Genomic DNA, 24,829 nt, shown 5'->3' on the forward strand with positions numbered 1-24,829 from the left:
GATAGACCCGCATTGCCTCGAGATGCACGCATAAGCAAACGGCCTCCGTCAGGAGGCCGTTTCATATGCTGCATAGCGTGAGCCGCGTTCAGACTTCGGCTTTTTCCTTCACGACCTTCGGCGCCTTGTTGTGCTCGAGGATGAAGTCGCGCAACTGCGGATAGATGATCGTGCGCCAGCGGCGGCCCGAAAAAATACCGTAGTGGCCGCACTTCTCAGCCGTGAAGTGACGCCTGTGCTTCTCCGGAATGCCGGTGCACAGCTCGTGTGCGGCATAGGTCTGGCCGTCGCCGGAAATATCGTCCAGCTCGCCCTCGATCGTGAAGAGCGCCGTCTTCGTGATGTCCTGCGGCCGCACGCGTTCGCCGGCCACGTCCCACGTGCCCTCGGCGAGACTGAATTCCTGGAACACGACGCGGATCGTGTCGAGGTAATAGTCGGCGTCCATGTCGAGCACCGCGTTGTACTCGTCGTAGAAGCGGCGATGCGCTTCGGCGTCGTCTTCGTCGCCGCGCAACAGGCTCTGATAGAAGTCCCAATGCGAAGCCGCGTGACGTTCCGGGTTCATCGCGACGAAGCCGGTGTGCTGCAGGAAGCCCGGGTAGACCTTGCGGCCCACGCCCGGATAGTTCGGCGGCACCGTGAAGATCACGTTGTTTTCGAACCACTCGTACGAATGCTGCGTGGCGAGCGAGTTCACCGAAGTCGGGCTCTTGCGCGCGTCGATGGGGCCGCCCATCATCGTCATGGTGCGCGGCGTCTCTTCGCCGCGGCTCGCCATCAGCGAAATGGCGGCAAGCACCGGCACAGTCGGCTGGCACACCGAGATCACATGCAGATTCTTCGCGCCGATGTGGCGGATGAAATCCTGAATGTAGGCGACGTAATCGTCCAGATGAAACTCGCCGTCTTCCAGCGGGACCATGCGCGCGTCGATCCAGTCTGTCAGGTAAACCTTATGGTCCTGGAGCAGCGTGCGCACTGTGTCACGCAGCAGCGTGGCATGGTGGCCCGACAACGGCGCGCATACCAGCACGACCGGCTCGTCTTTCAGTTGCGTGACGGCGTCGCTGTCGTCGGCGAAACGCTTGAAGCGCAGCAGGCGGCAGAACGGCTTCTCGACGATCGTCTGTTCGATGATCGGGATGTTGTGGCCGTCCTTGACGATCTGATGGAGGTTGAACTCCGGCTTCTCATAGTCTTTGCCGAGCCGGTAGAGCAGTTCGTAACCGGCCGAGAGGCGGGTAGCGCCGGGCACGTAAGCCAGCGGGCTAGCAGGGTTCGCGAACGATTTCGACGCGGCCTGGGCCCAGGCGGTGAGCGGGCTCAGCATAGCCCGCTGGAATTCGTGCAGTTGATAGAGCATGGGTGCTCCGTTTTAAGCGGTTCGCATGGGGCTTCGCAAACACGCATGTGGCGTTGCGGCTGGCCATTCTTGGTTGTTGGTAGATCGGTTATAGGCCGACAGACAGTTCGATCATATAGAAAGCAGGGTACTTGTGCAATGCAGCATTCCGGCGGCGCCGATCCGTAAAAATGTCATCGAATCATGCTACTGGCGATGCTGCTGCGCCGCCATCAGGGCTTGCAGCAGCCTTAAGTTCAGCATCTTCCGTGCCGTTATGCGACGGCTGCCCGGTTGCGCGCGCCATCGCCTGTTCGTGCTTCATCAGGTTCAGGCCCGTGTTGACGAGCGCCACATGCGAGAACGCCTGCGGGAAGTTGCCGACGAGCCGCTTTGCCGCCGGATCGTATTCCTCGGCGAGGAGCCCGACGTCGTTACAGAGGCCGAGCAGCCGTTCGTACATGGCAATGGCTTCGTCGAGGCGGCCTTGCAGCGCCAGGTTGTCCACCATCCAGAACGAACAAGCCAGAAACGTGCCTTCCCCCGGCGGTAGGCCGTCGTCGAATTCGGTGGTGCGGTAGCGCATCACGAAGCCGTCGTGCATCAGGTCGCGCTCGATCGCCTCGACCGTGCCTTTCACGCGCGGATCGTGCGGCGGCAAGAAGCCGACGAGCGGCAGCAGCAGCAGGCTCGCGTCGAGCTGATCGCTGTCGTAGGTCTGCGAAAACGCATTGCGCGAAGCGTTCCACGCCTTGTCGCAGACTTCCGCGTGAATCTGCGCGCGGGTGGCGCGCCATTCGTCGAGCGGCCCCTCGAGATTGAACATTTCCGCCGATGCCAGTGCGCGGTCGAACGCGACCCACGCCATCACCTTCGAGAAGGTGAAATGCTGGCGGCCGCCGCGCGTTTCCCAGATGCCTTCGTCGGGTTGCTGCCAGATCGTGCCGAGGTGACGCAGCAGCGCGCACTGCACGTTCCACGCGGTGTCGTCTGCCTGCAGGCCGCCGACCCGCGCGAGATGCAGCGCGTTCATGACTTCGCCATACACGTCGAGCTGGAGCTGTCCGACCGCGTTGTTGCCGATCCGCACCGGCTTCGCGCCGCAATAGCCGGGCAGCCAGTCGACCTCGTACTCGGTCAGGCGCCGCTCGCCGGCCAGCCCGTACATGATCTGCAACTGGTCGGGCGCGCCGGCCATTACACGGCCGAGCCAGGTACGCCAGGCGCGCGCCTCGTCGTAGTAGCCGCCGCGCATCAGCGCGAGCAGCGTGATCGTCGCGTCGCGCAGCCAGCAGTAGCGGTAGTCCCAGTTGCGCGTGCCGCCGAGTTGTTCCGGCAGCGACGTCGTGGGCGCGGCGACGATTCCGCCGGTCGGTTCATACGCGAGCGCCCGCAGCGTGATCAGCGAGCGGCGAATCGGCTCGGCCCATTTGCCTTCGATGGTGCCGCGCGCCGACCATTCGAGCCAGTGATTCTCGGTGCGCGCCAGCGCCGTATGCGGATCGCGCGCGGGCGGCAGCCGCAGATGCGAGGCCGAGTACGCGAGCGAGAACGGCACGCGCTCGCCTTCGCTGACGGTGAACTCGGCAACCGTCTTCATGTTCTCGCCGCGCAGATCGACGGGCGTGCGCAGCACCGCGTTGTCCGGACCGACGATCGCGCGAATGCCGCTCTCGTGCTTCAGGCGGTCGACCCACGGAATCGAAAAGCCGTAGTCGAAGCGCAGCACCAGTTCCATCTTCATGCGCACGGTGCCGCGCTTGCCGACGACGATGCGCACCATCTCCGACCAGCCGTTGCCCGGCGGCATGAAGTCGACGAGCGTGACCGCGCCTTCGGGCGTTTCGAAGTCGGTCTCGAGGATCAGCGTTTCGCCGCGATAACGGCGGGTGATTTTCGGCGGCGTGTCGGTGTCGGTGCCGCTGCCGCTGCCGCTGCCGCTGCCGCTATCGGGGCAGATCAGCCAGCGGCCGTGGTCCGGCGTGCCGAGCAGCGCGGCGAAGCAGGCGCCGGAGTCGAAGCGCGGCCAGCAGAGCCAGTCGACGGAACCTTCGCGTGAGACGAGCGCGGCCGTGTGGCCGTCGCCGATGAGCGCATAGTCTTCGATGAGTGCGGGCATGGCCGTGCGTTTCGATACCTAATGTACGTTGATCGTTTTGAGTAGCGGGCGCGGCAAGTTCGGCTGCGCCCCACTGGTTTCTTCCGGACTTGCGGGTTGCAGTTTGGTTCACCGCACACAATGCGGCAAAACGCGGGTTGTAATTGTCAAATGGCTGCCTACAATCAGTGATCCAGCCGATGCCTAAAACTTTCGGGTTTGCGAAGCCGGCTTGCCCATCGCGCATGCACACGCCGTTTGGAGGACGAAAGCCATGCTGAATCCGTCAAAATCCGACTGCATCACGATTCTCTCCGCCGCGAGCCAACTCGCGGACGATTCCATGCTGCCACTCGATCATAGCCGCCTCGGTCTGAGCCGCAATGGCATGCAGACTGCCGCGAGCTTTCTGATCGAACGCGCCTGCTTCCGGCGCTATCAGGAAGGTGACGGCCATTATGCCGTCGGCGCGTTGTCGCTGCAGGGGCGCTGGCGCCTCGAACAGCTTTCGAACGGCTGAGTCGCGTCTGCGACGCAGGCGTTGGCGTCCGGCTGCGGCCGGATGCGCTGTGCCGTTTGAACGCATGATATCTATCGCTTAACCCGCGGCAATGAACGGTGCGGTAGCGCCGGCGCGCGTGCGTCTTCGCGCGCCGTTGCTCCCCCTACGGCATTCTTTCCCGCTGCATCCACGTCTTTTACCAACGACAGAAGCCGGGCCGTCCTGCGCCCGGCTTCTCCGGTCAGAAGTGCGACGAGCCCACGCCAAAAATACCAATGATCCCGATGATGATCAGATACAACGCGACGATGTAGTTCAACAGCCGCGGCATCACGAGAATCAGAATGCCGGCGATCAGCGAAACCAGCGGGCCCAGGCTCAATGTGATGTTCATGAAAACTCCGTAGTGTGGTGACACGCGATTAAAAACGTCCCCGAGAGGCAGGGCAATTGCTACCGAGGCAGTCGTCATGCCGCCGACGATTCGCCGCGGCGACACGGCAGGCCGCTTCGCTGCATGATCCGTTGCAACGCTTTTATACTTGCCCGACAAGAATAACGCTCGACTTCGGCGCGGCAGACCAGAGGCACGATGACAACCGCTTTGCTCTCATAACCCACGTAGAGGAGGTCGTATGCTTCTTCGTCACCGGGACGCTGTGCCTGCCGCGCCAGCTCCTGACCGGTCTTCTTCACGACGCGTGCGCGCGTGGTCTCCCATGCACTCCGCCCGCTCGATCATAAAAGGTTTCGCGCTCATGGTCTCGATTGCCGCTTCGCCCGCATTCGCGCAAGACGCCGGTTCCAGTGCCGGTTCGGCTCCCGCCGACGGCGTCTATAACCTGCTGGTCGGCACCTACACCGGCGGCAAGAGCGAAGGCTTGTACGTCTATCGCTTCGACACGAAGACGGGCGACGCCACACGCGTGTCCGTCGCGCAGACGGTGAACCCGTCGTACCTGGTGGTGAGCCGCGACCGCCGCTTCGTCTACGCGGTCAACGAGCTGCCGGGCGACAACGGACCGGCGGGTCAGCGCGGCGGCGTCAGCGCGTTTCGCTTCGACGCCGCGAGCGGCCAGTTGACCTTTCTCAACAAGGTTTCCGCCGATGGCAACGACCCGTGCTATCTGAGTCTCTCGCCGGACGGCAAATATCTGCTCGCCGCGAACTATTCGGTCGCGGCCGATCCGGGCGGCAGCTTCTCCGTTTTGCCGGTGCAGGCTGACGGGCAACTCGGCGCGTCGGTGCTGACCGTGCATCATGAAGGCAGCGGTCCGGTCAAGGGGCGCCAGGACAACGCGCACGTGCACTCGACGGTGTTTTCTCCGGACGGGCACTATCTTTTCGCGCAGGATCTCGGCGCCGACAAGCTGTACTCGTACCGCTACACGGCCGACGGCAGCCGCGGTCTGTTCAGTCCGACCGACTGGCGCTACACGCAGGAGAAGCCGGGCACCGGCCCGCGGCACCTGGTTTTCGGCGCCGGCGGCAAGCACGCGTACCTGACGAGCGAACTCGCCGCGACCGTCAGCACGTTCAATTACGCCGACGGCAAGCTCACGCAGGTCCAGACCATCTCGCTGACCGAGCCGGGCTTCAAGGGCGCGGTAGGCGCGGCCGCGATTCATCTGTCGCCGGACGGGCGCTTTCTCTACGCGACCAATCGCGGCGATGCGAACGAGATCGTGATCTTCTCCGTCGATCCGACGAATGGACATCTGAAGAAGATCGGGCGTCAATCGAGTCTCGGCAAGTCGCCGCGCGAGTTTGCGATCGATCCGACCGGCAAATGGCTGATCGTCGGCAATCAGAACAGCGATACCGTCTATGTGTTCCGGCGCGATCAGCAGAGCGGTTTGCTGGAAGCGAATCCGAAGCGGATCGAGATCGGCTCGCCGGTGGACTTCAAGCTGGTGTCGCCGTCGTGAGGGAGGCGAGGCGGCAGGTTGAACGAACAGGGGCCGCTTCGAGCGGCCCCTGTTCGTGGCTGGTGGTTCATGCGGCGCCGCTAACCGGCGTGATGCACGCGCATGGTTGCTGCCGGCAATTTGCCGGCGGTCTGCGCGCTATTCCGCCGGCCCGGGCGCGAGCACTTCGCGGCTGCCGTTGATGCCCATCGCCGACACGAGCCCGGCCGTCTCCATCTGTTCGACAAGACGCGCCGCACGGTTATAGCCGATGCGCAACTGCCGCTGTACCGACGAAATCGACGCGCGCCGCGTGCGCACCACGAACGCGACCGCTTCGTCGTAAAGCGGATCGGCTTCCGCATCCGGCGAGTCGCCGAACAGGTCCTGCGCCGCGCCGCCGTCGGTCGCAGGGCCGTCGAGAATGCCTTCCTCGTATTGCGGCTCGCCGAACTGCTTCAGATATTCGACGATCGCATGCACTTCCTCGTCCGCGACGAACGCGCCGTGCACGCGCTGCGGATAGCCCGTGCCCGGCGGCAGGAACAGCATGTCGCCCTGGCCGAGCAGCGACTCCGCGCCCATCTGGTCGAGAATCGTGCGCGAGTCGATCTTCGACGACACCTGGAACGCGACGCGCGTCGGAATGTTCGCCTTGATGAGCCCGGTGATGACGTCGACGGACGGCCGCTGCGTCGCCAGAATCAGATGGATGCCGGCCGCGCGCGCCTTCTGCGCGAGCCGCGCGATCAGTTCCTCGATCTTCTTGCCCGCCACCATCATGAGGTCCGCAAGCTCGTCGATCACGACGACGATCAGCGGCAGCGGCGCGAGCGGCTCGGGCGCTTCGGGCGTCAGCGAAAACGGATTGCCGAGCTTCTTGCCTTTCGCTTCGGTGTCGCGAATTTTCTGATTGAAGCCAGGGAGATTTCTCACGCCGACTGCGGACATTAGCCGATAACGCTTCTCCATTTCGCCGACGCACCAGTTCAGCGCATTGGCGGCGAGCTTCATGTCGGTGACGACGGGCGCGAGCAGATGCGGAATGCCTTCGTAGACCGACAGCTCGAGCATCTTCGGGTCGATCATGATGAGGCGCACTTCCTCGGGCGTCGCCTTGAAGAGCAGCGAGCAGATCATCGCGTTGATCGCGACCGACTTGCCCGAACCCGTCGTGCCCGCGACCAGCATGTGCGGCGCTTTCGCGAGATCGGCGACGACCGGATGGCCGGTGATGTCCTTGCCCATCGCGAGCGTCAGTTGCGAGTGCGAATTCTGATAGACGCTCGCTTCGAGAATCTCGGACAGGCGGATCGTCTGGCGCTTCGCGTTCGGCAACTCGAGCCCCATGCAGGTCTTGCCGGGAATCGTTTCGACGACGCGGATCGACGTGAGCCCCAGACCGCGCGACAGGTCCTTCATCAGACCGACGATCTGGCTGCCGCGCACGCCGAGCGCAGGTTCCACTTCGAAGCGCGTAATCACGGGACCGGCCGATGCGCCGACCACCGTGACCGGCACCTTGAATTCCTGCAGTCGTTGCTCGATCAGTAGGCCCGTCTCGATGAGCTTTTCCTCGGAGACGGGTTCGATGTGGGTGTCCGCGGGCGCGAGCAGGTCGAGCGTGGGCAGTTCGACCATCGACGCAGCCGGCGCGTGGAATTCGAAGCCGTTGGTTGGACCGTGGCCGCGCAGGGGCGTGCGTTGGGGTTCGGTGGTTGGCTGGGCCGGCGCCTCAGCGGGTGGTGCGGAGAGGCTTGGGTTTTGGGGCGGCGTCGGCTGGAATTCGGTGTTCGCTTGAGCTTGAGCTTGAGCGTGAGCCTGAGCGGACGATGCCAAGAGGCCCGGATTTTGGGCGGGCGTCGGCTCGCGCTCAGCGTTCGCTTGAGCGAGCGGTGCCAAGAGGCCATGACTTTGGCCAGGCGTCGGCTGAACGAGTGCAGCGGGCGGCGGCGCAGTGACGCTATTGTGCTGGACCGGCGCGGCGTGCGTCGGTGCATGTGCCTCCGTCTGCGCTTGCATCGGCGTCGCGAGACCCGGGAAGCGCACGACGTTCGATGATGCCGGCGGTGCGATGGTTTGCTCGGGTGCGGCGGCGAGCTCGGCTACTTGCGGGCTGTCGACATCAGCGAGCCTCGGTTCGACGTGCGAGAGAGCAGGGGACGCGAGCGCGTCCCTATCGGCCGACGACGACGGCGTGGCTGCGCCTGCCGCTGCGTCTTTGCTTGCACTTGCACTTGCACTTGCGGCATGCGGCAGCGACGAACCGTTGTCTGATGCGATGAACCGTGCGTCGTCCGCAGGCGGCGCAGCGGGTAGTTCGCGTTGCGGATCGCGGTCCGGGTTCGTGTCGGGGTTGGTGTCCGTGCTCGCGTTTGCGCTTGCTATACCGTGCGTGTCTTCTTGCGCGTCCTCTTCCCGTTCTTCCGTCGAAGAGTGCACCTCCTGTTCCCACGGCGGCGTCTGCGACGGCGCATCCGTTTGCTGCAACCGGCTCGCGAAGATTCCGAACGGCGTGCGAGCAAGCGGCGGGGCGACGTGCGTCGTTGGCGCAACCGGCGGGGCGACCGTCGATGCAAAAGCAGATGACGGTTCAGCCACTGCTGTCCGCGCGGGCGCTTCTGCTGCGGGCTGTGTCGCTGGCGTGATAGACGCTGCCTGCTGGAACGCGGGCGCGGAAGGTACAGCTTGGTCGGTCAGTGCGCCAGCCGGTGTTTGAATGCCAGGCGGTTCGATCGGCCATTGCACGACTGGCTCGGGACTGGCCGCAGCAGAGGGCTGCGTTTCAGTCCACGGCGCGCGAGTCGGCGTTTCGACAGCCGTTTCCGGCGACGTTTCTGCGGGCGTAGGCGATGCCGATTGAACGGTCGGCGCGATAGAAGCGTCTTCGACACTGCGATCGGACTGCTGATGCGACGCATCGCTCGTTGAAGATGCGGATTCCGCAGCGTGGCGCGAAAGGGCGTGCGCGTCAGAGAACGGCGCGTCGACTCCCGCACGTCCCAAAGCGGCGTCGACTTCGGCGCGTGGTGAACCAGCGTCGACTCCGCTGCGTGCCAAAGTGGCATCGACTCCGTTGCTTTGTGAATCGGCCGCGACTCCGCCGCCTACCAAACCGGCATCGACGCTGGTGCCTCGTGAAGCAGCCTGGACTCCGGCGCGTGCCAAAGTGGCTTCGACTCCGCTGCCTTGTGAATCTGCAGCAGCTCCGCCACCTCCCAAAGCGACCCCGCCGCCTCCCGAAGCCGCCTCGCTCGCCGCGCCCACCAAACCCGCGCCCGTCAGCCCCTTCGACGCTACATTCACACCCGCGATTTTCGCGCCTTCCGCGCCGCTACTGCGCGCGAGGCTGACGCCGGCCATATCCGTCCAACGTGCGGCGTTTTCCGCGATGCTGCGCAGCGTCTCCTGGACGCTGGCGGGCGGCGTGACTTTTTCGGCGGCGGCCATCGGCCTCGTAAAGGCCGGCGCCGTCGACGACGGACGGCGCACGCCCGAGGCCGTCGCGGCATCCTCCACGCGCGCAGCCGACGACAACCCCTGCGCCGGCAATACCGCGCGATTGAGCGGTGCGGCGGTTCGGTTCGCTATAGGACGTCCAGTGACGTCCACGCCAGTCGGCGTCGCGTCGGCTGCTGTTCCCGCGCGGGCGGCAAGACTCGACGCACCGTAGGCGGCAGTCGCGCCTGCACCTGAAACACCAGCGGCGGCTCCGTTAAGCAACGATCCACCGCTTGCAGGCTCGCGAGCCGCGCGGCCAACGGCCGACGACGCAGCCCCACCGACGCCACCAACACCACCAACGCCGACCTTCCCAACCGAACCCGCACCACCCGCCCCCGACCGCGGACTCCCCTCCCGCAACCACCCAGCGGGCGCAACCGGCTCAGCCGGCGACCACGCCGATTTCCCAGCGCCAGACCCAGACACCGGCGTCTGCCCCGACGCCTGCCGCACCGGCGCCGCACTACCAGTCCGCAACACCGGCTCAACCGGCGCAGCCTGACCGCGCGTCACACCTTGCCCGCCACGCCACCCTTGCGCAGCCGCACGCATCCCCGCGTCCCGGCCAGCAGCCGGTCCAGCCGCCACAGAACCCGCACCGCCGACAGCCGCACCGCCCGCAACCCGTCCCTTGACAGGCGGCCGCCACACGGTCGGCCGCGCGTAGCGCCCCTTGCTTTTTGGCGCCATCGTGTTCATCGAACTGGAGATGTGCGGCGGCGCACCGTCGTCGAGCGCGCGATGGCGGCGCGCTTCGTCGTCGCGTTTCGCAAGACCGCGCGACGCGAGGCCGAGGCCGAACGCGCCGTCCGCCCACGCGAGGAACTCGCTCCAGTGAAAGCCGATCAGCCACGGCAGGCTGACGACCAAGAGCGCGAGCGCCGCGAGCGGCGTGCCGATATGCCCGAGCAGATGGCCGAAGCCCGCCGCGAGCGCGTGACCGATCGCGTTCATACCGGCCGCGCCGATCAGCGACGCCTCGAGCGTGCAGCTCGCCACCATCGCACAGATGAAGCCGAGCCATAGCCGGATCGTGCCGGGGCCGCGCAAGCCCGCGCCGCCCGGCAACATCGACTTGATGAGCCGCCAGATGAGAGGAATGAACCAGACGGCCGACCCGCCGAACCAGCCGAAAACTACCGTGTGCATACTAGACATCGACGAATGACGGATTGGCAAAAACGCAATCCGTCGAGTTTAAACCGGCGAAGCGCAACGCTTCGAAGGCGGACGCAAGTATGCCTGCGTCCTCGTGCAAAGCGGGCGGCGCGCCGGACAACTCGAACTCACGCGCCGTTCGCTTCGCCACTATTTCCCGCTTATTTGTCACTACTGCCGCTGCGCTCGAACACCAGCGTATCGCCGTTGTCGAGCACGAGCTGCATCTGCTGCGGCGCGCGCATCTGCACGCCGGTTCGCGCGATATGCGTGAGCGCGTTCAGATAAGTGCTTTCGATCTGTCCGCCCGGCGTCGCGCAGGCCATGCGCGTGCCGCCGAGTGTGCCGAACGAGAGCTTGCCGTCCTTCAGCGCGTACGAGCCCATATAGCGGTTACAGCCGGAAAAGCCGCTCGCGTGCCGCTGGCCTCCGGCGGTCGAAAGCGTGAGCGTGATCGGCGTGCCGAGGTTCGCGAACGGAACCGTGCGCGCCGTGCCGTCCGACTGCTTCCATGCAGTGAGCGTCCAGCTCGTGTCATCGAGCAATTGCGTCGCGGCGGGGTTGAACGGGTCAGGCGCGGCTGCTTCCGAATCCGGATGTTTCGGAATCGCGCATGCGCCGAGCAGCGCCGCGACGCTCAACGCGGCGAGGGCCGTGCGCGCGTAAGGGGCGATGCGCGCAAGACGTCGCGTGGACAAGCGTGGTTGCATGGCGTCGTTCCTCTTCAAACTGGCAAAGGCGTAAGGGTAACGCACTCGGCACGCGGCGCGCTCGTGGACATTGGCGCGAACTGACTAGGCGCTGCCTGCGTGCGCCGCGCCGTGCCGTGCGGCGTCATGTAGCGACCCGTTGCGCTTCGCGTGCGGATTAAAACCGGCCGCCGCGAGCAAGCCGCGGCGAGGGGTCCGCATGTTAACATCGTGTTCCACCCAATCCCACCCTCATCTGACTTTTATCTGGAGACCTCATGCAGATCGGCCAACGGATCGGCACGCCCCTTTCTGAATCCGCCACGCGCGTCATGCTGCTCGGCGCGGGCGAACTCGGCAAGGAGGTGATCATCGCGCTGCAACGGCTGGGCGTCGAAGTGATTGCCGTCGACCGTTATCCGAATGCGCCGGGGCATCAGGTCGCGCATCGCTCGCACGTGATCGACATGACCGACCGCGCCGCGCTGCGCGCACTTGTCGAACAGGAGCGTCCGCATTTGATCGTGCCGGAAATCGAGGCGATCGCGACAGACGCGCTGGCCGCAATCGAAACCGACGGCATCGCCGAAGTGATCCCGACCGCGCGCGCCACGCAACTCACGATGAACCGCGAAGGCATCCGGCGCCTCGCCGCCGAGGAACTGGGCTTGCCGACCTCGCCGTATGCATTCGCCGATTCGCTCGATGAACTGCGCGCGGGCATCGCGAAAGTCGGTTATCCGTGCGTCGTGAAGCCGGTCATGTCGTCGTCGGGTAAAGGGCAATCGGTACTGCGCAGCGACGCGGACGTCGAACCGGCCTGGCAATACGCGATGGCCGGCGGCCGCGTGAATCACGGGCGCGTGATCGTCGAAGGCTTTATCGACTTCGAGTACGAGATCACGCAGTTGACCGTGCGCGCGGTCGATCCGTCGAACGGTGAGGTCGCCACGTATTTCTGCGATCCGATCGGCCATGTGCAGGTCGCGGGCGATTACGTCGAATCGTGGCAGCCGCAGCCGATGAGCCCGCTCGCGCTCGAGCGTTCGCGCGAAGTCGCGCACAAGGTCACGGCCGCGCTCGGCGGGCGGGGACTCTTCGGCGTGGAACTTTTCGTGCGCGGCGATGACGTATGGTTCTCGGAAGTCAGTCCGCGTCCGCACGACACAGGCCTCGTCACGTTGTGCTCGCAACGCTTTTCGGAATTCGAACTGCACGCGCGCGCGATTCTCGGTTTGCCGGTGGACACGTCGTTGCGTGCGCCGGGTGCGTCGGCCGTGATTTACGGCGGACTCGACGAGGCCGGCATTGCATTCGAAGGCGTCGCCGCCGCGCTTGCCGTGCCGAATGCGGACTTGCGTCTCTTCGGCAAGCCGGAGAGTTTCGTCAAGCGCCGCATGGGCGTTGCGCTCGCGACCGGCGAGAACATCGGCGAAGCACGCTCGCGTGCGAAAGAGGCGGCGGCGGCGGTGCGTCCGGTGTCGGCGAAATCCGCGCGATGATGTGCGCCGGGCTTATGTCCGCAAAGCTGGTGTGAATGATCCGAGCCCATCGAACGAATCGCGGGTTCATTGAAGTCGAGGTAGGTATGTCGCAGGAATCCCCGCAGGAATCCAGTTACGAAGCGGCGCGCGTGGCAACGCGGCGCACCGCGGCCGGCTCTGTCCGCACGCTTGGTTCTCTCGGCGTGCTGCTCGCGCTGTGCGCCGGATTGACGGGCTGCGGACTCGCGGCCGCGCCGTGCCGCATTGCGTCGGCGGGGCTGAAGATCGTGCCGGTGGTCGGACACGTAGCCGCCGCACCGACCGACGCCTGCGCCGATGTCATCGACCCTTGATCCGCAACGACCGGGGCATCCAATGAAAAAAACGCTGCTTGCAGTGAGCCTCGCGGCGATCTGCGGCTATACGTTCGCCGCGCCCTCGCAACTCGACGAGGTTCAGGCCAAAAGCCGCCAGACGCGCAAATACACGTGCGCGACCGGCAAGATTCTGCACGTCACTTACTGGAACACGGCCAATGGCCAGAGCTTCGCGCTCGTGCCGGTGAAGGGCAAGCAACTGCTGTTCGTCAACACGATAGCGGCGTCGGGCGTGAAATATCAGGCCGGCAGCTATACGTGGTGGACCAAGGGCCCGCGCGCCGATCTCTACGACGTCATGGCCGGCGAGGACGCAACGCCGGTTTTGTCCGACTGTATTACGCTCAATCGCTGAGCTTAGGGTGAGCTTCGGCTGAACGCGCCCGCTCGACATCATCGAGCGGCGCGTCGAAGCCGCCTGTTTCTTTCTTCAGCCACGCAGCATTGCCAGCGTGCGCGCATCATTTCCCCCTGAGTAGTAAGCTGTCCGGCGTGACCTTCGGCGCGTCGCCGCGACGGTCGCCGTCGTCGCGATCATCACCGTCTTTTGCAGTCGCCCCGAGTCTCCGAAAGTCCGTTTCCGCTCACCCACGGCCCGGCTTTACGTCCGCGTCCGTACCATCAAGCGAGACCCTCCATGAAAGCATCGGACCTGTTCGTCAAATCGCTGCAAGCCGAAGGTGTCGAGTACGTGTTCGGCATCCCCGGTGAAGAGAATCTCGATCTCCTAGAATCGCTGCGCCGCTCGAAAATCCGTTTGATCCTGACGCGTCACGAACAGGCGGCGGGCTTCATGGCCGCGACCTATGGACGCCTGACGGGCCGCACGGGCGTCTGTCTCGCGACGCTCGGCCCTGGCGCCACCAACTTCGTGACCGCGGCCGCGTACGCGCAACTGGGCGGCATGCCGATGCTGATGGTGACCGGCCAGAAGCCGATCAAGTCGAGCAAGCAGGGCCATTTTCAGATCGTCGACGTCGTGCGGATGATGGAGCCGCTCACCAAATACACGCGTCAGATCGTGTCGATCGCGAATATTCCGGCGGCCGTGCGCGAAGCCGTCCGGCAGGCGGAAGAAGAACGCCCCGGCGCCACGCATCTCGAACTGCCCGAGGACGTCGCGCATGAGGAAGGCGACGGCAAGCCGATTCCGAAGAGCTACAGCCGGCGTCCGGTCGCGGAGGAAAAAGCGGTCGCGCGCGCGGTCGAGGCGATCACGAAAGCGAAGCATCCGTTGCTGATGATCGGCGCGGGCGGCAATCGCAAGACCACGACGAAGATGCTGCGCGAATTCGTCGACCAGACCGGCATTCCGTTTTTCACCACCCAGATGGGCAAGGGCGTGATCGACGAATCGCATCCGATGTGGCTCGGCAACGCGACCTTGTCCGATGGCGACTTCGTGCATCGCGCGATCGATCACGCCGACTGCATCATCAACGTCGGGCATGACGTGATCGAGAAGCCGCCGTTCTTCATGCGCAGCGGCGAGGCCGGCGAGAAAACGGTGATTCATGTGAACTTCCTCGGCGCGGAAGTGGACACGGTGTACTTCCCGCAGATCGAGGTGGTCGGCGACATCGCCAACGCGGTGTGGCAACTGAAGGAAAGCCTCAAGGAGCGTCAGGAGCATTGGGACTTCACGCGCTTCAAGGAGATCAAGGAGCATTTCGAGGCGCATCTGGTGAAAGGCCAGCACGACGACCGCTTTCCGATGTATCCGGTGCGCGTGGTCAACGACGTGTACGAGACCACGCCGGTGGACGGCATCGTGTGTCTGGACAACGGCATGTACAAGATCTGGTTCGCGCGCTATTACCGCGCGCACGAACCGAATTCGCTGTTGCTCGATAACGCGCTGGCCTCGATGGGCGCGGGCTTGCCGTCGGCCATCGCCACCAAGATCGTGCATCCCGAGCGCAAGGTCATGGCCGTGTGCGGCGACGGCGGCTTCATGATGAACTCGCAGGAACTGGAAACGGCCGTGCGTCTGAAGCTCGATCTTGTGATCCTGATTTTGCGCGACGACGCGTTCGGCATGATCCGCTGGAAGCAGGAGAACATGAACTTCCCCGACTACGGCATGACGCTGACGAATCCGGACTTCGTCGCGTATGCGCAGAGCTATGGCGCGAAGGGGCATCGGATCGAATCGGCGGAGCAGTTCGCGCCCTTGCTGCGCGAGTGTTTCGCGACGCCGGGCGTGCATGTGATCGACCTGCCCATTGACTATTCGGATAACGAGCGCGTGCTGAACCGCGAGATCAAGCGGCTGTCCGCGCAATTGTGAGCGGCGCCGGTTCGGGCTCCTGCTCGTGCAAGAAGGCCCGAGTTGCCGCTGTCATCTATCGGAAGGAGAACGCGTGATGTTGAACAAGACCTACCCGTACTACCTCGCGAACGAAGCGGTGGCTGCGAATACGGATCTCGAAGTCACCGACAAATTCAGCGGCGAAGTCGCGACGCGCGTCGCGATGGCCGACGCGGCCGCGATCGACAAGGCGATCGGCTTCGCGGTCGATGCGATGCCCGCGCTGCGCGCGTTCCCGCCGTTCAAGCGCCAGGCGGTGCTGGAACATTGCGTGAAGCGCTTTCGCGAACGTTACGACGAACTGGCGCTCGCGCTGTGCATCGAGGCGGGCAAGCCGATCAACGATTCGAAGGGCGAGGTTACTCGGCTGATCGACACGTTCAAGGTCGCGGCCGAGGAAGCCGTGCGCATCGGCGGCGAGATCGTGAATCTGCAGATTTCGCCGCGCGCCAACGGCTATCACGGCTATGTGAAGCGCGTGCCGATCGGCCCGTGCTCGTTTATCTCGCCGTTCAATTTTCCGCTGAATCTGACCGCGCACAAAGTCGCGCCGGCCATCGCCGCGGGCGTGCCGTTCGTGCTGAAGCCGGCGAGCCGCACGCCGGTCGGCGCGCTGATCATGGGCGAGATTCTCGCGGAAACGGACTTGCCGAAGGGCGCGTTCTCGATTCTTCCCGCGCATCGCGACGGCGCCGATCTCTTCACCACCGACGAACGCTTCAAGCTGCTGTCGTTCACCGGCTCGCCGGCGGTGGGCTGGGATCTGAAGAAAAAGGCCGGCAAGAAGAAGGTGATTCTCGAACTGGGCGGCAACGCAGCCGCGATCGTCGACGGCGATCAGGGCGGCAAGCTCGACTACGTGGTCGACCGGCTCGCGTTCGGCGCGTTCTATCAGTCGGGGCAAAGCTGTATCGGCGTGCAGCGCATTCTCGTGCACGCGAGCCTCTACGATGCGCTGCGCGAAAAGCTGATCGCTAAAACCAAGTCGCTCGTGATGGGCGATCCGAAGGACGAAAAGACCTTCGTCGGGCCGATGATCTCCGAATCGGAATCGAAGCGCCTCGCCGGCTGGATGGAAAGCGCGGTGCAGGCGGGAGCGAAAATCGTCGCGGGCGGAAAGGTGGAAGGCGCGATGTTCGAGGCGACGCTGCTCGAAGGCGTGAAGCGCGACACCGACCTGTATCGCAAGGAAGCGTTCGGGCCGGTCGCCATTCTGGAGCGTTTCGACGATTTCGGCGCGGCGCTCGCGACCGTCAACGACAGCGACTTCGGCCTGCAGGCGGGCGTCTTCACCGATTCGCTCGCGCACGCGCACCGCGCGTGGGACGAACTGGAAGTGGGCGGCGTCGTGATCAACGACGTGCCGTCGTTCCGCGTCGACAACATGCCTTATGGCGGCGTGAAGGACTCGGGGCTCGGGCGCGAGGGCGTGCGCTACGCGATCGAGGACATGACCGAGCTGCGTCTGATGGTGATGCGCGAGACGTGGTGAGGCGCGAGAGTTGGCGAAGCATGAGAGTTGGCGAGGCGGCGAGATTCACGGGCGGCGCGCGCAGCGGCAATGCACGCGATTGCCTGTAGCGGCCGCAAAATGGGCCGAATAGCGGCGGCCAAGGTGTCGCTCGACGCTGCGTCTGCGTGGACCTGCTGCGACGACAGCAGCACGGTCCCGCAAAACCGCTTTTTCGCTCTGTCATGCGACTGTCGTTTCAACGCACTACGCTGGGCGAGGCGCACGGCGGCGCGCGCCGGGATGCGGCGCCGTGCCGTCGCCGCACAAGCAGAAAGCCGCCGCATGCGCCATGAGTGTTTTTGCTGAAGTGCTACAATACCGGCCTTTCCGGCGGGTATTCCGCCGGCCGGAGCCGGCCGCATCCTTTCCCGCAATAGCGACGGGTCCGTGCGGAACGCCGTGGCTCCGCCTTCATCCTGATGCCTTCTGCGGTTCCGACCGCTGCCGCGCGCACGCGCCAAGCGCATTTTTAGCGAAAGCCACCATGTCCGACACAGCCGTCACGCCCAGCACTGCGACTTTTGACCAATTCGGTCTCGCGCCCGACATCCTGAAAGCAGTCAAGGAATCGGGCTACACCACGCCCACGCCGATTCAGGCGCAGGCCATTCCTGTTGTGCTGGCAGGCCGCGACGTCATGGGCGCCGCGCAAACCGGCACCGGCAAGACCGCGAGTTTTTCGCTGCCGATCATCCAGCGCCTGTTGCCGCAGGCAAGCACGAGCGCGTCGCCCGCGCGCCATCCGGTGCGCGCGCTGATCCTCACGCCGACCCGCGAACTGGCCGACCAGGTTGCCGCGAACGTCCAGTCGTATGCGAAGCACACGGCGCTGCGCAGCGCCGTGGTGTTCGGCGGCGTGGACATGAACCCGCAGTCCGAGCAGTTGCGCCGCGGCGTCGAAATTCTGATCGCCACGCCGGGCCGTCTGCTCGATCACGTGCAGCAGAAAACCGCCAATCTGGGCCAGGTGCAGATCCTCGTGCTCGACGAAGCCGACCGGATGCTCGACATGGGCTTCCTGCCGGACTTGCAGCGCATTCTGAATCTGCTGCCGAAAGAGCGTCAGACGCTGCTGTTTTCGGCCACATTCTCCGGCGAAATCAAGAAGCTGGCGGCCACGTATCTGCGCGATCCGCAAACCATCGAAGTCGCGCGCAGCAACTCGACGGCAACCAATGTCACGCAGATCGTCTATGAAGTGGCCGAGGGCGACAAGACCGGCGCCGTCGTCCAGTTGATCCGCGAGCGCAGCCTCAAGCAGGTGATCGTGTTCTGCAACAGCAAGATCGGCGCGAGCCGTCTTGCGCGCAGCCTGGAGCGCGACGGCGTCGTCGCGACCGCGATTCACGGCGACCGAACGCAGAACGAGCGTATGCAGGCGCTCGACGCGTTCAAGCGCGGCGAGATCGAGGCGCTGGTCGCAACGGACGTCGCCGCGCGCGGTCTGGACATCGCCGAATTGCCGGCCGTGATCAACTTCGACTTGCCGTTCAACGCGGAAGACTATGTGCACCGCATCGGCCGCACGGGCCGCGCGGGCGCTTCCGGCGACGCGTTGTCGCTGTGCAGCCCGAACGAGCGCAAGCAACTGGCGGACATCGAGAAGCTCATTAAGCGTCCGCTCGAGGTGCTGCGTCTGACCGTGGACACGCCTGTGCGTCATCATCACGAAGAGCGCGCGCCGCGCCGTGAGCGCAGCGAAGGTCGCGAGGGCCGTGAGGGTCGTGAAGAGCGGGGCGCTCGCCGCCGTTCGGGTGCGCCGTCGGGTTCGTACGACCGGCCGCATCATCACCGCGCGCAGCCCGTGGACGATTTTTTCCTGAAGCCTTACGAGCCGTCGCCCGCTTCGGTTCGCAAGGTGGAAGAGGCCGAGGCCGCAGGGTCCGCGCCGCAGAAGCCGTCTTCGAAGCAGCCGCTCGCGGCGTTGCTGGGCGGGTTTGGCATGCCGCGGAAGTCGTCGTCGTAAGGTTGGTTGTTGCGGGCTCGTCGTGCGGGCTCGCCCTGAGCCGCACCGTCCCAAGATTTCGCGCCAAGCCGCTTAACCACGGCGCAAGCATTGCCAGGCGCGTTAGTTGGCCGTAAAACAGCCACGCGCCATATCACACCGTCAAGCGCATTTTCTTCGACCATGCCGCAGTAGCTGCGGCGTAGAAATCATCCAGCGTGGCGTGCACTGAGCCGCTCGCGCCGCCATCCTCCAGATTCAATCCCAGGTGCGTTGCCGCCGCATTCAGCGCTTCGAGCGGCTTGTCGCAGTCGAGCGCGGTCGCTCCGTTCTGCTTGCTCAGCTTTTCACCGTGCTCGTTCGTCACTACCGGTACATGCAGGTAGCGGGGCGTCGGCACGCCGAGGCATTGCTGAAGGTAAATCTGCCGCGCCGTGGAATCCATCAGATCCGCGCCTCGCACAATGTGCGTGATGCCCGCGTCGGCGTCGTCGACAACGACGGCCAGTTGATACGCCCACTGGTCGTCCGCGCGTCGCAGCACGAAATCGCCCACTTCCGTGGCGAGATTCTGCGTCTGCCTGCCCTGCCAGCGATCTTCGAATGTGATGACAGCCGCGTCGCCGTCCGGCACGCGCAGCCGCCACGCGCGCGCCGGCTTGCCGTGCAGGCCGTTGCGGCACGTGCCGGGATAGGCGAGCGTCGTGTTGCGCGCATGCGCATGCAGCAGCGAGTCGGCGATTTCCTTGCGCGTACAGCCGCACGGATAGACGAAGCCGTCCGCCTTCAACTGTTCCAGCGCTTGGCTGTAACGCGCCATGCGGGTGCTTTGCCAGACGGGCGGCTCGTCGGTGCGCATGCCGAAGCGCTCGAGTGTGGCGAGAATGTCCTGCGCGGCGCCCGGCGCCGTGCGCGGGCCGTCAATATCTTCGACGCGAACGAGCCATGCGCCGCGATGCGCGCGCGCGTCGAGCCAGCTTGCGAGCGCGCTCACCAGCGAGCCGAAGTGCAGTGGTCCGGTAGGCGAGGGCGCGAAGCGTCCGCGATAGGTCATGAATCGATGCGTTGGAGATTGATTCCGTGCGCCGTGAGAAGCGGCCGGCGAAAAACGCCGCCGCGCCCAAGCCGCTTAAGCCGCGCGAGCCGCCTTGCTATCCGGATGGCAGTGCGGACACGTCTTGCCCGCCACATACATCGGCGATTTCTGCTCTTCGGGCGTCACCACCGCGCGGCAGCCGAAGCACTGCGCGGTCGCGGTCGGCTCGAGCTGCGGATTGAGGGCCGTGCGGTAATCGAACACGAAGCAGTCGCCGTGATAATGCGCGCCGCCCACTTCCTCGAAATATTTGAGGATGCCGCCTTCGAGCTGATACACGTGCTCGATGCCGACCTCTTTCATATGGATCGCGGCCTTCTCGCAGCGAATGCCGCCCGTGCAGAACGATACGACCGTCTTGCCTTCCAGGTCCGCGCGATTCTGCTCGATCACTTCCGGGAATTCGCTGAACTTGGTGATGCGATAGTCGAGCGCATTGTCGAAGGTGCCGACATCCACTTCGAACGCGTTACGCGTGTCGAGCATGACGACGGGACGGCCCTGGTCGTCGTGACCGCGGTCGAGCCATGTCCTCAGCGTGGAGGCGTCGACGAACGGCGCGCGGCCGAGTTCCGGGCGAATGGCCGGCTTCTTCATCGTGATGATTTCGCGCTTGAGCTTGACGAGCATGCGCGTGAACGGCTGCTTGTCCGACAGACTTTCCTTGAACTGCAGGTTCGCGAACTTGCCTTCGAACAGCGGATCGTGACGGATGTAGTCGATAAAGGCGTCCGTGTTCTCGCGCGTGCCCGCGACGAACAGGTTGATGCCTTCGGGCGCGAGCAGAATAGTGCCGCGCAAGCCGAGCGCATTGCAGCGCTCGGTGACGTGCGGGCGCCAGGCGGCGGTGTCTTCGATGGTCGCGAAATGATACGCGGCGAGATTGACGATACTCATGGGTGTCCAGCGGTAATAAGTGGCGGCGTGGGGCCAGGCGGGCGCGCGGTGCGACCGCGGGCGGCGCGCATGCCTCGCGAGCCCGAAAGCCTGTTGGATGCACTCGAACGCGTCAGAGCGTTTGAATGCCTTGCGCCGCAGCCACGTCGGATAGGCGAAACCCATATTATCCCTCAAGCCGGCGCTTTCCCCGATTCGGCCAAACGGCCAGCCGCTTGCGTTGGCGCAAACGCCGGCCAAACTTACGCGCCTGTATGTCGCTGCACGATGCCGCCGCGCGAACAAAGCGACGCGCAGAAAAGCCTGGAAACTGTCGACGCCCGCGGCTCTCGCGGCAGCGTCTTAGGCCGGATGGCTAACGCGCGGTTTTGCGGCTGAAATCTCCGGGAGGCTGGGGTTACAATGTCGCCCATGTCAGATCCCCGCTTCGTCCATCTCCGCGTCCACTCCGAATTCTCGATCGCCGACGGCATCGTGCGTCTTGACGACGTCGTCAAGGCGGCCGCCAAAGACGGCCAGGGCGCGCTCGCTCTCACCGACCTCGGCAACGCGTTCGGTCTCGTTCGTTTCTACAAGGAAGCGCGCGGCAAAGGGGTCAAACCCATTGCCGGCTGCGACGTCTGGATCACGAATCCCGACGACCGCGACAAGCCTTCGCGCCTGTTGCTACTGGTGAAAGACCGGCGCGGCTATCTGAATCTGTGCGAGTTGCTAAGCAAGGCTTCGCTCACGAACCAGTATCGCGGACGCGCGGAAATCGAGGCCGGCTGGTTGGAATCCGGCCTCGGCGAAGGCTTGCTTGCGTTGTCGGGCGCGCAGCAGGGCGACATCGGCTTGGCACTTGCCGCCGGCAATCAGGAGGCGGCCAAGCGCAACGCGCTGCACTGGGCGAAGGTGTTTCCGGGCGGTTTCTATATCGAGTTGCAGCGCTGCGGTCAGCCGGGCGGCGAGCAGTACGTGCAGCAGGCGGTCGCGCTCGCGGCGTCGCTGAAACTGCCGGTGGTCGCCACGCACCCGATGCAGTTCATGACGCCCGATGATTTCACCGCGCACGAAGCGCGCGTGTGTATTTCCGAAGGCGACATCCTCGCGAATCCGCGGCGTCAGAAGCGCTTTACGCCCGAGCAGTATTTCCGCACGCAAGACGAAATGACCGCGCTGTTCGCGGACATTCCGTCGGCGCTCGCCAATACGGTGGAGATCGCGAAGCGCTGCAATCTCACACTCGAACTCGGCAAGCCGAAACTGCCGCTCTTTCCGACGCCCGACGGCATGTCGCTCGACGACTACCTCGTGCATCTGTCGAAAGAGGGCCTGGAAAAGCGTCTCGAGCAGTTGTACCCCGATGAAGCCGAGCGCGCCGCGCAGCGCGACACGTATTACCAGCGGCTCGAATTCGAGTGCGGCACGATCATCAAGATGGGCTTTCCGGGCTACTTCCTGATCGTCGCGGACTTCATCAACTGGGCAAAGAACAACGGCGTACCGGTGGGGCCGGGCCGGGGTTCGGGCGCGGGCTCGCTCGTCGCGTACGCGCTCGGCGTGACCGACCTCGATCCGCTGCGCTACAACCTGCTGTTCGAACGTTTCCTGAACCCGGAACGTGTGTCGATGCCCGACTTCGACATCGACTTCTGCCAGCACGGCCGCGACCGCGTGATCCAGTACGTGAAGGAGAAGTACGGCGCGGACGCCGTCTCGCAGATCGCGACCTTCGGCACGATGGCGGCGAAGGCGGCGGTGCGCGACATCGGCCGCGTGCTCGATCTCGGCTATATGTTCACGGACGGCATCGCCAAGCTGATCCCGTTCAAGCCGGGCAAGCACGTCACGATTGCCGACGCGATGAAGGAAGAGCCGCTCTTGCAGGAGCGCTTCGACAACGAAGACGAAGTGCATCAGTTGCTCGAGCTCGCGCAACGCGTCGAAGGTCTCACGCGTAACGTCGGCATGCATGCGGGCGGCGTGCTGATCGCGCCCGGCAAGCTCACCGATTTTTGTCCGCTGTACACGCAGGGCGACGAAAGCGGCGTCGTGAGCCAGTACGACAAGGACGACGTCGAAGCCGTCGGCCTCGTCAAGTTCGACTTCTTGGGCCTGACCACGCTCACGATTCTCGACTGGGCCGAGCGCTATATCCGCCGTCTCGATCCGTCGAAGAAAGACTGGTCGCTCGCGCAAGTGCCGCTCGACGATCCCGCGTCGTTCTCGATTCTCAAGAAAGCGAATACGGTCGCCGTGTTCCAGCTGGAAAGCCGCGGCATGCAGGGCATGCTGAAGGACGCGCAGCCCGACCGTTTCGAAGACATCATCGCGCTCGTCGCGCTGTATCGTCCGGGGCCGATGGACCTGATCCCGAGCTTCTGCGCGCGTAAGCACGGGCGCGAAGTGGTCGAGTATCCGGACCCGCGCGTCGAACCTGTTCTGAAAGAGACCTACGGCATCATGGTCTACCAGGAGCAGGTGATGCAGATGGCGCAGATCATCGGCGGCTACTCGCTCGGCGGCGCGGACTTGCTGCGTCGCGCGATGGGCAAGAAGAAGGCCGAGGAAATGGCCCAGCATCGCGAGTTGTTCCGCCAGGGCGCCGCGAAGAATGGCCTGACCGGCGAGAAGGCCGACGAAATTTTCGACTTGATGGAGAAGTTCGCGGGCTACGGCTTCAACAAGTCGCACGCGGCCGCGTATGCGTTGCTCGCGTATTACACCGCGTGGCTCAAGGCGCATCATCCGGCGGAATTCATGGCGGCGAATATGTCGCTCGCGATGGACGACACGGACAAGGTCAAGATCCTGTTCGAAGACTGCATCACGAACAAGATGACGGTGCTGCCGCCGGACATCAACCTGTCGGCGTATCGCTTCGAGCCGGTTGCGGAGCCTGACGGCAAGCGCTCGAAAACCATCCGCTACGGCCTGGGTGCGATCAAGGGCAGCGGGCAGAATGCGATCGAAGAAATTTTGCGCGCGCGCGAAGACGGTCCGTTTATCGACATCTTCGATTTCTGCAACCGGATCGACCGTCGCGTGGTTAATCGCCGCACGGTCGAAGCGCTGATTCGCGCGGGCGCGTTCGATACTCTGCATCAGAATCGCGCGCAACTCATCGCGTCCGTTTCGCTCGCGATGGAAGCCGCAGAGCAGGCGAGCGCGAATGCGTTGCAGGCCGGTTTGTTCGATATGGGCGATGCGCCGTCGCAAGGCCACGAACTCGTCGACGAACCCGAGTGGCCGGAAAAGAAGAAGCTCCAGGAAGAGAAGGCCGCACTCGGCTTTTATCTGTCGGGCCATCTGTTCGACGCCTACAAGGACGAAGTGCGGCGCTTCGTGCGGCAGAAGATCGGCGAATTGAAAGAAGGACGCGACAAGCTGGTCGCGGGCATCATCGCGTCGCTGCGCACGCAGATGACCCAGCGCGGCAAGATGCTGATCGCGCTGCTCGACGACGGCACCGGTCAATGCGAAGTGACGGTGTTCAACGAGACTTTCGAGGCGAACAAGCAACTCTTCAAGGAAGACGAACTGCTGGTCGTCCAGGGCCAGGCGCGCAACGACGCGTTCACGGGCGGCATCCGCTTCACGGTGGATACGGTCATGGACCTCGGCCGCGCACGCTGCCGTTACGCGGAAGCCGTGAAAGTGAAGATGAACGGCAACGCCGACGCGCTGGCGCTGCGGCGCGTGCTCGAAGCGCATAGCGCGGGCAAGGATGAGCCGCAGGCGGCGCCGGCACCCGCGGCTTCGGCGCGCGGCAACGGCGGCGGGCGCAATGGCGGTAGCGGCGGCTTCGGTGGCGGCTACGGCGGCGACAACGGACGCCAGCGTCAGCCGGTGCAAATCCCGAACGGGCTCGCGGTTCAGATCGTGTATCGAAGCGAGAATGCCGAGGGCGAAATGCGTCTTGGCGACGCCTGGCGCGTGAAGCCGACCGACGAATTGCTGGCCGATCTGCGCGGCCAGTTCGCCGGCAGCGCGATCGAGATTGTGTATTAAGGGTGTGTCG

General features: G+C 64.6%; 17 protein-coding genes. 9 read left to right on the forward strand and 8 right to left on the reverse strand.

The features are described 5' to 3' along the window. Nucleotides 1–88: 88 nt before the first annotated feature. Both CUJ91_RS05075 and CUJ91_RS05080 read right to left on the reverse strand, forming a co-directional pair. A complete protein-coding gene (locus tag CUJ91_RS05075) occupies nt 89–1,366 on the reverse strand; it encodes a polyhydroxyalkanoate depolymerase (protein ID WP_006048364.1) in 1,278 nt (425 codons plus the stop codon). A gap of 181 nt (nt 1,367–1,547) precedes the next feature. After that, nucleotides 1,548–3,464: a glycoside hydrolase family 15 protein gene (locus CUJ91_RS05080; protein ID WP_114155962.1), complete on the reverse strand. Its 1,917-nt coding sequence runs from the start codon at nt 3,462–3,464 to the stop codon at nt 1,548–1,550. Nucleotides 3,465–3,717: 253 nt separating this feature from the next. Here CUJ91_RS05080 and CUJ91_RS05085 point away from each other — a divergent pair, with 253 nt between their 5' ends. After that, on the forward strand, nt 3,718–3,963 hold the full coding sequence (locus CUJ91_RS05085) for a hypothetical protein (RefSeq protein ID WP_006048362.1): 246 nt from the start codon (nt 3,718–3,720) through the stop codon (nt 3,961–3,963). A gap of 223 nt (nt 3,964–4,186) precedes the next feature. Here CUJ91_RS05085 and CUJ91_RS05090 read toward each other — a convergent pair whose 3' ends face one another. Both CUJ91_RS05090 and CUJ91_RS34315 read right to left on the reverse strand, forming a co-directional pair. Beyond that, entirely contained in the window at nt 4,187–4,339 is a 153-nt protein-coding gene (locus CUJ91_RS05090) for a DUF3096 domain-containing protein (RefSeq protein WP_006048361.1), read from the reverse strand. 74 nt (nt 4,340–4,413) lie between these two features. Beyond that, complete coding sequence (locus CUJ91_RS34315; RefSeq protein ID WP_167450639.1) at nt 4,414–4,641, reverse strand: hypothetical protein; 228 nt, start codon at nt 4,639–4,641, stop codon at nt 4,414–4,416. Between CUJ91_RS34315 and CUJ91_RS05095 the strand changes: the two genes are divergently transcribed. Then, the gene (locus CUJ91_RS05095; protein WP_114155963.1) at nt 4,581–5,873 is read left to right on the forward strand and encodes a lactonase family protein; all 1,293 of its coding nucleotides are present in this window, start codon (nt 4,581–4,583) and stop codon (nt 5,871–5,873) included. The genes CUJ91_RS34315 and CUJ91_RS05095 overlap by 61 nt on opposite strands. Nucleotides 5,874–6,011: 138 nt before the next feature. On the opposite strand, the gene CUJ91_RS05100 is transcribed toward CUJ91_RS05095, so the two are convergent. Together CUJ91_RS05100 and CUJ91_RS05105 are read right to left on the reverse strand one after the other, a co-directional pair. After that, nucleotides 6,012–10,505: a DNA translocase FtsK gene (locus CUJ91_RS05100; RefSeq protein WP_114155964.1), complete on the reverse strand. Its 4,494-nt coding sequence runs from the start codon at nt 10,503–10,505 to the stop codon at nt 6,012–6,014. Between the two features lie 170 nt (nt 10,506–10,675). Continuing rightward, complete coding sequence (locus CUJ91_RS05105; RefSeq protein WP_006048358.1) at nt 10,676–11,224, reverse strand: META domain-containing protein; 549 nt, start codon at nt 11,222–11,224, stop codon at nt 10,676–10,678. A 257-nt stretch (nt 11,225–11,481) separates the two neighbouring features. Here CUJ91_RS05105 and purT point away from each other — a divergent pair, with 257 nt between their 5' ends. From purT to CUJ91_RS05140, 6 genes are all read left to right on the forward strand, one after another. Then, entirely contained in the window at nt 11,482–12,705 is a 1,224-nt protein-coding gene (purT, locus tag CUJ91_RS05110; RefSeq protein ID WP_053857747.1) for a formate-dependent phosphoribosylglycinamide formyltransferase, read from the forward strand. An 86-nt stretch (nt 12,706–12,791) separates the two neighbouring features. Further along, nucleotides 12,792–13,040: a DUF6726 family protein gene (locus CUJ91_RS05115; RefSeq protein ID WP_029969968.1), complete on the forward strand. Its 249-nt coding sequence runs from the start codon at nt 12,792–12,794 to the stop codon at nt 13,038–13,040. Nucleotides 13,041–13,062: 22 nt separating this feature from the next. Beyond that, nucleotides 13,063–13,419: an MliC family protein gene (locus CUJ91_RS05120; RefSeq protein ID WP_029969966.1), complete on the forward strand. Its 357-nt coding sequence runs from the start codon at nt 13,063–13,065 to the stop codon at nt 13,417–13,419. Nucleotides 13,420–13,701: 282 nt separating this feature from the next. Then, nucleotides 13,702–15,354, forward strand: coding sequence for an acetolactate synthase large subunit (locus CUJ91_RS05125; protein ID WP_114155965.1), 1,653 nt, complete (start codon nt 13,702–13,704; stop codon nt 15,352–15,354). A 76-nt stretch (nt 15,355–15,430) separates the two neighbouring features. Next, nucleotides 15,431–16,867: an aldehyde dehydrogenase family protein gene (locus CUJ91_RS05130; protein ID WP_114155966.1), complete on the forward strand. Its 1,437-nt coding sequence runs from the start codon at nt 15,431–15,433 to the stop codon at nt 16,865–16,867. Nucleotides 16,868–17,372: 505 nt separating this feature from the next. Continuing rightward, nucleotides 17,373–18,854: a DEAD/DEAH box helicase gene (locus tag CUJ91_RS05140; RefSeq protein WP_006048352.1), complete on the forward strand. Its 1,482-nt coding sequence runs from the start codon at nt 17,373–17,375 to the stop codon at nt 18,852–18,854. Nucleotides 18,855–18,987: 133 nt separating this feature from the next. Here the strand turns inward: CUJ91_RS05140 and gluQRS are convergent, their stop codons facing one another. Beyond that, nucleotides 18,988–19,887 (reverse strand): tRNA glutamyl-Q(34) synthetase GluQRS, encoded by a 900-nt coding sequence (gene gluQRS / locus CUJ91_RS05145; protein WP_114155967.1) that lies wholly within the window; start codon nt 19,885–19,887, stop codon nt 18,988–18,990. 75 nt (nt 19,888–19,962) lie between these two features. Further along, a complete protein-coding gene (locus CUJ91_RS05150) occupies nt 19,963–20,826 on the reverse strand; it encodes a sulfurtransferase (RefSeq protein ID WP_114156683.1) in 864 nt (287 codons plus the stop codon). A 402-nt stretch (nt 20,827–21,228) separates the two neighbouring features. Here CUJ91_RS05150 and dnaE point away from each other — a divergent pair, with 402 nt between their 5' ends. Beyond that, on the forward strand, nt 21,229–24,819 hold the full coding sequence (gene dnaE, locus CUJ91_RS05155; protein ID WP_006048349.1) for a DNA polymerase III subunit alpha: 3,591 nt from the start codon (nt 21,229–21,231) through the stop codon (nt 24,817–24,819). The last annotated feature ends 10 nt before the right edge of the window (nt 24,820–24,829 follow it).

Source organism: Paraburkholderia graminis, from assembly GCF_003330785.1.
GTDB lineage: Bacteria > Pseudomonadota > Gammaproteobacteria > Burkholderiales > Burkholderiaceae > Paraburkholderia > Paraburkholderia graminis.